Source organism: Paenibacillus sp. JJ1683 (genome assembly GCF_053006485.1).
Map to the genome: position 1 here is coordinate 1,903,776 of NZ_CM129820.1, position 11,879 is coordinate 1,915,654.

An 11,879-nucleotide genomic window follows, 5' to 3' on the forward strand; every position below is an offset into this window, starting at 1 on the left:
TCCAAGCGACAATTGAATGGTTTACAAAAAAAGATAGCCCTTTACAGGGCTTTTTCTTATATTTGGATAGGGGGTGAGCGGTAGTAATGAAGTTGAACGAACACATTTTATTGTGGAATCATGTGTTTATACAAGTGATGGATGTTCGCCATAAGAAAATGGATAAAGGGGAAGAATTGCGAAACTACAGACTTCCGGTCAGTGCGTTTTTATATACTGTACGCGGAAGTGCGCGGGTATGGTTAGATGACAGTGTTCATAGGGTGGATCGTTTTCATGTCCTACATGGGGGAAAAGGAATGTGCCTGAGCGTCATGACGGAGGATGTGCTTGAATATTACATCATTCTGTACAAGGCAACTTTGGCCCTACCTGGTCGGAAGGAGATCGCACAATTGCTGGAAAAGGGAAATCCTTTTCAGAATCAGTATGCTTTCGCACCTCATTACCCGCTGCCCCTGTATGATAAAGTGAAGCTGTTGGAGCAAGAATGGCATAAGGGATCGGGACTTGGTAAACTGCACGTCAAAGCTTTATTTCATCATTTTGTCTTCGAATTGTTACATCAATTGGATCGACAAGGCATTCAGCCCCTTAAGCCTGACTTGGTAGCGCAAGCTGTAACTTATATTTGTGAGCATTTTAGTCGGTCTATATCACTAGAGTCCATTGCGGAGGAGCTAGAGTGCAGTAGCGGACATTTATCAAGGCTGTTCAAAAGTATAATGCATACCAGTCCAATTCATTACTTGGGCCAGATACGGGCAAATCGAGCGGCAGAGCTGCTAATGCAGACGGATGCCACTTTGCAGGAGATCGCAGAGCGTGTGGGATATCCAGATGCTCATTCATTAAGTCGCAGCTTCAAGAAATATAAGGGACTATCTCCTATACGATTCAAAAAAGAACGGCAGCAGCATATCCAGGCGCAAGATCAGGATATGCCCCAAACGAAGCTTAAATATGCCCTTCAGCGGACAGCTTTCACCCGTTATACTGATATTGATTATCAATATCGGTATCATGCGGAAGGGGATTTATTCATGCACGGAAGAAGCAAAATTACAGCAATGATGATCATGTTGTGCTTATCATTGATGCTGGGAGCCTGCTCAGCTTCGACGAATACAAATGGAAGCTCGCAAACGAAAGCTAATCATACAGCGACATCATCCAACAGCGATGGACAAGCGGCAGTACAAGTACAGACCAGAACGGTTAAGACACTAAAAGGCGATGTGGAAGTACCTGCTAACCCGAAACGAGTAGCATCGGATCAGTATATGGGTCATCTTTTAAAACTGGGGATTATACCTGTAGGGGTCAGAAGCTTTATGTTGAATGAGGCTTGGATTGATCAATCGGGATATCCCAAAGAGAAGTTAGCCGGAATCAAAGATCTCGGGGATTTTCCTATGGATTTGGAGGAACTGACCGTACTGCAACCGGATTTAATTATCGGCTCAATTGAAAAGAACATCGACAGCTACCAGAAGGTAGGAACGACTGTGTTCCTGCCGTATTGGGAGGGTGAATCTACAGCGGGACCACTGGATAAATTCCGCAGAATCAGTGAAATATTTGGTAAGCAGAAAGAAGCCGAGCAGTGGATTGCTGAATATGAGAAGAAAGTTGCAGAGGCTAGAACTAAAATTGACGGTATTATTAAAGATGGAGAGACGGTTTCGATCGTACAAGTCGCCAATAAATCAATCTATGTTTTAGCGGCGAAAGGCGGTAACTACGGAAGTCCAACCATATATCAAATGCTACAGCTGCCACCCACTAAGAAAGCAATGAATATGAAAGAAGGATTTGAAAATATTTCGCTTGAGGTTTTACCCGAGTATATGGGAGATCACATCTTTGTATATGGCTCAGAAGATGAAGGGGCCAATCAGATTCTACATAGTGAGCTATGGAAGGGTCTTCCGGCTGTAAAAAAAGGACAGGTGTACATGTACGGTTCATTCAGCGATAAAGGGGATGAGTTTGTGATGGAAGATCCCTATTCGCTGGAGCTTCAACTGGACACTATAGTTAATCTCTTATTAGCCCACAAAAGATAAGAATTAAGGTGATATAGTTCCATTTTAATATGGAGAAGTTTTTAGGATTTCAAGCTGTGATAGTCACATAGAAAAAATTCGCTTTACACAAAGATTTTTAAGGGTTTGGCGGATTTTGTCATGTCTATATTTCTTCTTCTCTATATGTTTTGGTGTATCTTTGAAATTCAGATTTTTGATTATCGTAATAATCAGCTCTCGTCCAAAAAATAATTTGAGAGAAAGAATCGGTATGCTCCAAATAAGTGATTAAATATACAACTTTCACTTTATCGTTCTCTGTCCATACTTCGTATTGCAAGCCTTGATTCCCGTTAATATTGACCTTTATTGGTCCCATCAATATTATCCCTTTTCCAGACCTTTTAAGTACTAATTGAGCTGAAAACTCAGCGTATTCTTTTAATGTGATCATTGAGGATTTCTCATAAGGTAGTTCAGATTTCCAATCCTTGATGACCACCATGTACGCATCGTTTTTCTCATACCAGGCTTGAATTAACGCATCTGGATTAAGAATTAAACCAGCCTTCCATACATAAGGGAGACGGATTCGTTGCTGGGCATCTTCGCTTTTAAAAGTTTTTAAAATAGTTGTTGAACGAAGATCAGGCTCCACTTGTGAGTCGCTTAATATTTTTAAGGAGCTGGCTATTGTCGCAAATTCGTGATGTTTTTCTATAGCTGAGCCTCCCCTTGAATAGATCAATACTTGAAGATAATGCTGTTTGCTCTCAAACATGGCACTGAAGTAATAGACCTGTTGGCCCTGGAAATTCCCACTATAATCGGCTGTTCTAGCGGTTGTGGAATCAATCTGGATTGGGGTAGTATCCACAGCCTTAAAGTTTTCTAGGCCCAGTGCGGAGATTTCTTCACGTTGCTGTACGAATTCGTCGAGCGTCGTATTATTTGCAAAAGCTGACTTGGGGACACGGAAAACCAGACCTACGTTCTTTTTTTCTTTGTCACAAACACTAAGCACTGAATCCAGTTGTCCTTGTTTAAATTTACGCCAGCCAGCGGGAATGGTGAGAGCCACAAGATCCTTATCCGAGGTAACGGTATGAGCTGACGACTCTGTGACGTGTGGGACAGGTTGACTTTCTTTGTCCACAACGGCTGTATTATGAGTCGTATTGTCTACATTAGAATTCATTTGGACTGTAGTTACAGCATTTTTGGAATTGCAACTGGTAAGAATGAATAGTGCTATAAGTGCAATAATATAAAATCGAAAATAGGCATAACTGAATCGCATGGAAATAACTCCCTCTGTTTCATATTTATAAAGGGAATTTTACCCTTTTATTAAATTATAAAAAAGAGGCGTTTGTCCTGTTTTACGTAGATCAGTCGCTTATTGTGGTCGTCACGGTGACGTTGTTGACAGATGTTGAGGAAGCGCTGGTGTTGAAATTGATCACCTCAATAACTACGGTAGCGCCAACTAACAAGCCAGTATTTATGATTAGATTAGTAGGAGAAAGTGTCGTTAGTCCGCCTCGCTGCAACGTTCCATTCACAAATACATTGTAGTAACCGTTACTGGTCGGAACCAGCAGACTGTTTGCCGCAACTGAAGTCCCACTATCATTCGTAAAATTTTGTGCCGGGATGGTGGTCACTCCCCCTAGGATGTTGCCGAGCACAACAACGGCTGTGTACCGATTGACAATTGGAGTGACATTTATATTCGTGGTGATCGCAATGTTCCCAGATACAACACTGTCTGCTTCCAGATAGATTCGGATAATAGACATAGGAATTCCTCCATTCCTAATATTCCAGATGTATCTCATAGTTTATGTAAATATTCTAGCTATGGATTGGATGGGGAGGAGTCTCCAGATTATTCCATTTTGTTCAAGCTTCTTTGTGCCCGAGTTACTATTCGCTTCGTTTCCTTTGTATCTGAAGCCAACAGCCATGTATCACATACCTGAATTACCCATTCCGGGTTAGTTTTGCTGGCATCATTCAGCCAATTGCCCACCGAGTCTTGAACATATTTGACAGGGTCAGATTGAACCACTTCCAAAAGTGGAAGGGCTAACTCGGGATGTTCTTTTAGTTCAGGGATGTGTTTGGCCCAAACGCCTTGTGGTCGGGTTAATTCTATAGCAAAACGACGTATGTTAGCATCCTTGTTTCGCATCCAGCTGTTTAACAGCACAAGCGCCTCATCCAGTTGCAAGGATATAGGTTCTCTCATTGCCATCCAGGCAATTTCACGTACTCCGAAATGGGAATCTGCTGCAAATGGTCGAATACCAGCTAATTTTTCTTCTAGACTTAAACGGGAATCTACCCCGATGATGTAGGCAGCCCAGCAGCGAATGCTATCTGAAAGATGAGAGGCCATCGCGTCAAAGATACGAGTACGCTCTTCTAACGTTTGTTGCTCAAACACATGAAGCCATGCTTGTGCTATTGCGGGTATTATTTTCATGATCTTTTTTTCCTTCAGATGATCCAATTCAGTCAAGAAGACATTGAATGATCGCTGCAATCCAAACTCATCAAGAGCGTTCCGCAGAAGTACAATATGATCTACAGCCAGCCATTCGGTAAGATTCACAGTCTCAAGTTGTCCCTGTTGTAGCAATTGAAGTACATCAGTAGGGATATCTGTTCTTTTGCGAGCCCCTTTGCGGTGTAGCATTTCATCACTCCATATCGTATATTTGCTGGTAGGTATACGATAATTCTTTTGTCAGGAGGAAAGATGTAATGTAGCTTACAACTTCACTAGCTTTTGGCGATGGATGTAAATTGTCTTAAAGCCGGTCTTAATGACCCTTTCTTTGACGAGCTCCTGTAGAGCGGTTGTTACAGCCTCACGGGTGGCTCCAACCAAATGTGCTATTTCCTGGTGAGAAAGCGGGAAATCAATTTTGTAATACTCATCATGCCTTTGAAGGGCAAATTGATCGCATAATTTTAAAAGAACATATAAAATTTTATCCTGTAAATTTCCCAAGGCTAAATGCTGGGCCAGACTGCTCATTCCTGAGATTCGGTCACTTAGCACCTTGATCATGTTCATCATAAACCGGGGATGTTGTATTAAAAAATGCTCAAACCGGTCTTTGTCCATCCGGCAGATATCGCATTCTTCTATCGTTTCTATATACATATCCCTTGTCCCTAATGAAATCATATCCATTTCACCAAATACATTCCCCTCATTGAGGATATCCAAAGTAAATTGCTTCCCGTCAGCATTTAGCTTATATAGACGTACTTTTCCCTTCTTCACAAAATAAAGCCCTTCGGAAAAGGTATCTGGGGTTTGAATAAATGTATTTTTTGGTAGAGTCGTAATGGAGGTCATTTGATCCATTTCAATCAAATTTTCTCGTGAGAGACTATACAGCAAATTGAATTGGGATAAATATTGAATGCTATTCATATGTTCTCCTTTTCGTTACATCGAGTATAAAGAATCAACTACAATTATAGCTTCTATAAGGCATATTCACCTATACTCTCAATTGTTTGCATTAGAGTGAGCAAATAAACTGGGGAGTCAGGCGGATTTAAGTAAACGGAAGATTGGTATAAAATAGATGTACATGAATAGCAGATACATAAAGAGTGAGGGTATACGATGATCCAATTAAAAGATATCGGCAAATTTGACGTTCTTCCAGAAATCGTAATGCATATTGTAGAAGGCAATATATCGGCATTACGCCAAGCGCTGACCGAAGGCTGGGATATAGAACAAGAAATTAAACTCAGCAAATATTCGACGTTAAGTCCATTAGACCTTGCGCTTATTTGCGAGCGATTGGATGTGTTGAAGCTGTTGGTGGAGCAGGGAGCTCAGCTCAATGCGAAAGATCGCCCTGCATTTTTAACAGCTGTTCGCTACTGCTCAGAAGAGATTGTCCGCTATGTGGTTGCCCATGGTGCCAAGCTGGATGGGAAAAATCAGGTCAAAGCCGGTGCTTATGAGCAAGCCTATTATGGCAATAAAAAGAATATCTTGCTGATTCACGAACTTGGCCTCGATATAAAGCAGCACGGTGGGGCAACGCTGCGCAACGCAGTTAGTAAACATGATCTGAACACAGTGGCACTACTGTTGGAGCATGGTGCGGATATTAATTACAATGCCCCTAATATGGTATATCCCTATAAAGCGACTCCTTTAACTGTGGCAGCACGAAATAATGATTTTGCGATGGTTAAGTACCTGGTAGAGTATGGAGCTGATGTGACACTGGCAGAAAAGGATGGAGATCGGGCATATACGATTGCTGTTAGCAATAAGAACGTGGAAATGGCCGAATATCTAAAGTCTGTGGAACCACCAGCGTTTCATAATCTGGAGAATAAACGACATACCTTAAAAAGCTACAAGCTTCCTAAGGATCTTGTAGCCTTTCTGATGGGAGATCAGCTCCGTGTGGATCTTCCAGAAAATGATTTAGATATCCAATTTGTTGAGTTCTTCTCTTTCATAGATACGGTTGAGATGAAGGTGGAACGGCAAAAGCTGTTGCGTTTGTCTCTAAACGTAGATAACTATTCGGATATCCTTTTGGTGTGGAATCCGAAGCACAAGTGTCTTGGTTATTATGACGAGGAGCATCAAGAATATGCGGATGTATGCAGCTTTGCTGAGTTTCTTGCGCAGCCGGAAGATTATCTAGAGAAGATGATTGAGGGGGAATATTTATCCTAATGAGGTGAGCCATGAATGCGGTATGCACGCAGTCATGGCTCTTGTTGAGTTAATCCAAGCTTGCAGCACTGACCCTCGCGTCCAGGCCATAAGAAAGTTTTATGATTTGCTGGCTGAAGAATCGAGAATTACAGCTACAGCAATCCAGACCGTAGGGAGCAAGGGATATGATGGGGCATATTAAAGTGTCAGAACGTTTTTGAACGTTTACTGCTGAATTCCTATGTAAGAAGAATGAATTTACATAAAAGTAGCTGAATTTTCTTTAAAATGTAAACGCAATCATGCTGATTGGAGCAGGAATTCACCATTTTGTAAAAAAATGAAGTTGGAATGAATTTTTTTGAATCTTTTTGGAGAAAAATGATTGTTTTTTGCTAGGTTTGTGGTACGATAAGAACAGTTGGGGGAATGAAGATGCTGACGGAAGAAAGATACAAGTTAATAATACAGCGCTTACAAGAGCGTGGTGTTGTAAAATTGCAGGAATTGGCTGATCTCTTGGGAGCTTCTGAGTCAACGATTCGGCGTGATTTGATAGATCTTGAAGGCCGTCAGTTGTTAAAGCGGATTCATGGCGGGGCAACCTTGCTGAATCAGAAAAGTCAGGAACCTGGCATGGAAGAAAAAACATTCAAAAACGTTCAACAAAAAAACGCAGTCGCTCGTATGGCAGCCAAAGAAATTTTGGATGGTGAATGTATCTATCTGGATGCGGGAACAACAACGATGGCGATGATTCCTTACATTGAAGCTAAAGACGTGACGGTCGTGACGAATGGTCTCTCCCACGTAGAAGCACTGGTAAGCAAACGAATTAGAAGCTATCTACTGGGAGGGATGATGAAAATTCATACCAAAGCCGTAATCGGGAGTATTGCCCTACAGAATTTGGACAATTTCCGATTCGACAAGTGCTTTCTGGGAACGAACGGGGTAGACGTGGAGATGGGGTATACCACTCCTGATCCTGAAGAGGCGCTGATCAAGCGGCGTGCCCACCAGCTGTCCGGCAAAACATATGTGTTGGCCGATTCCAGCAAAATTGGAGAAGTAACCTTCGCCAAACTGTTCGAACTCAAGGAAGCTATCCTTATTACTGAATCGGTGCCGGAACGTTCACGCCGATCCATCGCACAGAAAACTAAGATAATCGAGGGATAACGATGATATATACAGTAACGCTGAACCCTTCCATTGATTATATCGTGGAAGTTGACGATTTGAAGCTTGGTGATTTGAACCGGATGAAACGTGATTTAAAACTGCCAGGTGGCAAGGGAATTAATGTATCACGTGTACTAAACCAGTTGGGGGCAGACAGCACGGCGATTGGTTTTCTCGGAGGGTTCACAGGCAGGTTTATCGACGATACATTGCGGGAAGAATCCATTAAAACTGATTTTGTAATGATCGAAGATGATACACGGATCAATATTAAGCTCAAGCATGGTGATGAAACGGAAATTAACGGTTTGGGGCCTGCGATTCGTGAGCAAGAAGCCGATGCATTGGTGCAAAAGCTGGCGAGTCTCCAGAAAAATGACATTGTCGTCTTGTCGGGAAGCATCCCGCCATCCCTTGGAGGGGACTTCTACGAGCGACTGATTCGCGTATGTCAGCACACCGGGGCTGAATTCGTTATCGACACCACAGGTGAGGCGCTGATGAAGGCCTTGGTTCATAAACCGCTGCTCATCAAGCCGAATCATCATGAGCTGGCTGAGTTGTTTGGCGTAACTATTCATTCTGAGGAGGAGATCGTCACTTACGGTCGTAAACTACTGGAAGCAGGTGCAAAAAATGTACTCATTTCCATGGCAGGAGAAGGGGCTTTGTTCATTACGGCAGATGAAGTGTATCACGCAAATGTACCGGCAGGAACGGTGAAAAATTCTGTAGGCGCAGGTGATTCTATGATTGCTGGATTCGTGGGTACGCTGGCTCTACATGGCGATCCGATCGAAGCCTTCCGTGCAGGAGTGGCATCCGGAAGCGCAACCGCGTTCTCCGATGATCTGGCTACGAGAGAGAAAATTGAACAATTACGGCCGCAAGTCACGATTTCAAAACGGTAATCTGGCTACAGCATGAGCTTATTATGCGTGTGTCTACACGCTGATCGAACTTAGGAGAGTGTGAACAATGAGAATAACAGACCTGATGATTAAAGAAACGATGATCATGGACCTGCAGGCAACGACAAAGGACGGGGCGATTGAGGAACTCATCACCAGTCTCGAAGCAAGTGGACGTATTAATGACCGGGCCTTGTTCAAAGAAATGATATACAAACGCGAAGCTGAATCCAGCACTGGAATCGGCGGTGGTATTGCGATGCCGCATGCCAAGACGAAAGCCGTGAATGAAGCGACCGTCGTTTTTGCCAAAAGCAGTAAAGGCGTAGAATTCGAATCGCTGGACGGTGAGCCCGCGAAGGTATTCTTTATGATTGCAGCTCCAGAGGGAGCAGCAAACACACATCTTCGCACACTGGCTGCCCTTTCTCGGTTGCTCATTGATACTGATTTCATCGACAAGCTGATGAATACACAAACACCGGATGAAGTAACAGAGCTATTTGATACTAAGCAGGCGGAAGAAGAAGCTGCCAAGAAAGCAAAAGAGGCCAAGAAAGAGGCAGCCAAAGCACAGCAAACGCCGGACGTTATCGTTGGCAACCCGGATTCTGACGAGTTTGTAGTTGCGGTGACCGCTTGTCCTACAGGCATTGCGCACACGTTTATGGCTGAAGACGCTCTCATTAAGAAAGCGAAAGAAATGGGAGTCAATATCCGGGTAGAAACGAACGGCTCGGAAGGCGCACAAAACGTACTGACAGCAGATGAAATCCGTCGTGCCAAAGGCGTCATTGTTGCAGCTGACAAGAAGGTTGAAATGGCCAGATTTGACGGTAAACCTGTATTGCAAAGACCGGTAAGTGACGGTATCCGTAAATCTGAAGAACTGATTCGCAAAGCGCTGAACGGCGAAGCGCCAATTTACCGTAGTGAAGGTAAAGGCAACGCTGAAGAGTCAAAAGCCGAGAAGACCAGCGTAGGCAGTAAAATTTACAAGGATTTAATGAACGGTATTTCTCATATGTTGCCATTCGTTGTCGGCGGGGGGATCTTGTTAGCGATTTCCTTCTTGATCGAACAAGTGGCTGGAGAAGATAATGTACTCTTCCAACTGCTGCAAACGATTGGCGGAGGAACTGGTGCGTTTCACTTCCTGATTCCGATACTGGCCGGATTTATCGCAATGAGCATTGGAGACCGCCCGGCACTGATGCCAGGTATGGTCGGTGGTTTGATGGCTGTAAACTCCAATGCAGGGTTCCTTGGCGGTCTGGCAGCTGGTTTCATGGCCGGTTATGTAGTTATCTTCCTGCGTAAAGCTTTTGCAGGTCTGCCGAAAGCTCTGGATGGTTTAAAACCAATCTTGTTATACCCTGTATTTGGACTCCTAATTTCAGGCGCGATTATGTTCTACCTGTTCGATCCAATTTTTGGTGGTATTAATACGTGGCTTGTCAATGTTCTGAACAATTTGGGAACTGGTAATGCGGTTATTTTGGGTCTGATTCTGGGCGGAATGATGTCGATCGACATGGGCGGACCTTTCAACAAAGCAGCATACGCATTTTCGATCGGTGTCTTTACTTCCAGCGGTAACACAAACGGGGCTATGATGGCAGCTGTTATGGCAGGCGGTATGGTGCCTCCACTGGCGATCGCACTAGCTTCGACGTTCTTTAAAAATAAATTTACCGAGCAAGAACGCAAGTCTGGCTTGACAAACTATGTACTCGGATTGTCCTTCATTACGGAAGGTGCCATTCCATTCGCGGCTGCTGACCCTCTGCGAGTCCTGACCTCTTGTATTGTAGGGTCGGCGATCGCTGGCGGTCTGACGCAATTCTGGCAAATCAATCTTCCAGCTCCGCATGGCGGAATTTTTGTAGCAGCTCTTGCCAACCATGCGTTGCTATTCTTGCTTGCAGTGGCGATCGGCTCCGTGATTTCCGCGCTCATTCTGGGACTGTGGAAAAAACCAGTTGAAACGAAATAACGAGTATCACAAGAGTATAGAAATTAAAAGAGGAGCCGAACTCCTCTTGGTCGTATCATAAAAAAACCGCTAAACACTCGTATATCGAGGTGTTTAGCGGTTTTTTTATGGGCTCATAATATTTTCAGCTCCAACGGGTGTCATTCCCCACTGTTTTTTTAACCAGCTGCATAAACAGCCTTTGGGCCGAAGTCAGGTATTGTGGGTGCTGATTGTTTTGTAATAGTCCGATGGGGATATTCGGATCTGTTAGCTGGAGAGGAATGGTGACCAGGTCCTTCTGCAAAGGCATTGATGACAGAACCACTCCAACCGAAGGAAACGTATGTACAAATGAGGGTATAGACGAAATTTGACTGACGGTATAAAAAAAAGGCATCGACGGGAAGCGGGAAAGCTCCTTCTCCAGTCGTATATGATACAAGCAGTTCTTACCTCCGACGATAAGCGGATACTCATACAGATCTTCGAGCTGAAGCTCACTTCTTGCCGCGAAGGGATGACTGCGGGACACGATAAAAGCAATTTGTTCATGATACAGAGGTTCGAAATGTAGGGAAGGAATCGAGTGAGGTTCTCCAGAGATTGCAGAATCCAGCGTACCGTCCAACAAAGCTTTGGAGAGTGCATCCGTGTTTCCCACTGTAAAGTGGCACGTAATATTCGGTTTATGCTCTCGAAACTGTCGTAGAATCAACGGCAGTGCGATAGTAGCTACCGTTTCAATCACACCGATATGGAGCGTGCCAATCTCTTCATTTTTCAGCGACTTCGCCTGATCCATTACAAAATTCCAATGCTGAATAAGACCGTCAACCTCTTCGGCATACATTTTTCCAGAGGCGGTTAATTCCGCATCCCAGCCTCTTTTAAAAAGCTGAAATCCCAGCTCTTTCTCTAGCCTCTGGATTTGGTTCGTAACTGTAGATTGTGCGTAGTTTAATTTAGCGGCAGCTTTTGAGAAGGTTCCTTCTTCAATAATGGTACGAAACGTAGTTAACTCTTTTAAATCCATATGGACTCATCTCCATCGATAAAAT

The 11,879-nt window shown here is 43.6% G+C and carries 10 protein-coding genes; 5 read left to right on the plus strand and 5 right to left on the minus strand.

All coding sequences use genetic code 11. The annotated features are described in order from the left end of the window. Positions 1–86: 86 nt before the first annotated feature. Positions 87–2,069 carry an ABC transporter substrate-binding protein gene (locus tag ACUC6J_RS08290; RefSeq protein WP_447250052.1) on the plus strand — a complete coding sequence of 661 codons (1,983 nt, stop codon included), beginning with the start codon at positions 87–89 and terminating at the stop codon, positions 2,067–2,069. 124 nt (positions 2,070–2,193) lie between these two features. Here the strand turns inward: ACUC6J_RS08290 and ACUC6J_RS08295 are convergent, their stop codons facing one another. The 4 genes from ACUC6J_RS08295 to ACUC6J_RS08310 form a co-directional block, all read right to left on the minus strand. After that, positions 2,194–3,330: a DcrB-related protein gene (locus ACUC6J_RS08295; RefSeq protein ID WP_447250053.1), complete on the minus strand. Its 1,137-nt coding sequence runs from the start codon at positions 3,328–3,330 to the stop codon at positions 2,194–2,196. Between the two features lie 91 nt (positions 3,331–3,421). Further along, a complete protein-coding gene (locus ACUC6J_RS08300) occupies positions 3,422–3,832 on the minus strand; it encodes a DUF4183 domain-containing protein (RefSeq protein WP_019686855.1) in 411 nt (136 codons plus the stop codon). Positions 3,833–3,921: 89 nt separating this feature from the next. Beyond that, positions 3,922–4,734: a DNA alkylation repair protein gene (locus tag ACUC6J_RS08305; protein WP_031463218.1), complete on the minus strand. Its 813-nt coding sequence runs from the start codon at positions 4,732–4,734 to the stop codon at positions 3,922–3,924. A 75-nt stretch (positions 4,735–4,809) separates the two neighbouring features. Then, positions 4,810–5,484: a Crp/Fnr family transcriptional regulator gene (locus ACUC6J_RS08310; RefSeq protein ID WP_447250054.1), complete on the minus strand. Its 675-nt coding sequence runs from the start codon at positions 5,482–5,484 to the stop codon at positions 4,810–4,812. Between the two features lie 198 nt (positions 5,485–5,682). On the opposite strand from ACUC6J_RS08310, the gene ACUC6J_RS08315 reads away from it, so the two are divergent. The 4 genes from ACUC6J_RS08315 to ACUC6J_RS08330 all read left to right on the plus strand — a co-directional run bounded on the left by ACUC6J_RS08315 (position 5,683) and on the right by ACUC6J_RS08330 (position 10,839). Further along, on the plus strand, positions 5,683–6,765 hold the full coding sequence (locus tag ACUC6J_RS08315; protein WP_447250055.1) for an ankyrin repeat domain-containing protein: 1,083 nt from the start codon (positions 5,683–5,685) through the stop codon (positions 6,763–6,765). Between the two features lie 417 nt (positions 6,766–7,182). After that, a complete protein-coding gene (locus ACUC6J_RS08320; RefSeq protein WP_016819655.1) occupies positions 7,183–7,929 on the plus strand; it encodes a DeoR/GlpR family DNA-binding transcription regulator in 747 nt (248 codons plus the stop codon). A gap of 2 nt (positions 7,930–7,931) precedes the next feature. Beyond that, positions 7,932–8,843, plus strand: a complete 912-nt coding sequence (gene pfkB, locus ACUC6J_RS08325; protein ID WP_044785455.1) for a 1-phosphofructokinase — start codon at positions 7,932–7,934, stop codon at positions 8,841–8,843. Positions 8,844–8,910: 67 nt separating this feature from the next. Further along, on the plus strand, positions 8,911–10,839 hold the full coding sequence (locus tag ACUC6J_RS08330) for a PTS fructose transporter subunit IIABC (RefSeq protein WP_016819657.1): 1,929 nt from the start codon (positions 8,911–8,913) through the stop codon (positions 10,837–10,839). A 124-nt stretch (positions 10,840–10,963) separates the two neighbouring features. Here the strand turns inward: ACUC6J_RS08330 and ACUC6J_RS08335 are convergent, their stop codons facing one another. After that, positions 10,964–11,854: a LysR family transcriptional regulator gene (locus ACUC6J_RS08335; protein WP_222821722.1), complete on the minus strand. Its 891-nt coding sequence runs from the start codon at positions 11,852–11,854 to the stop codon at positions 10,964–10,966. Positions 11,855–11,879: the final 25 nt, after the last annotated feature.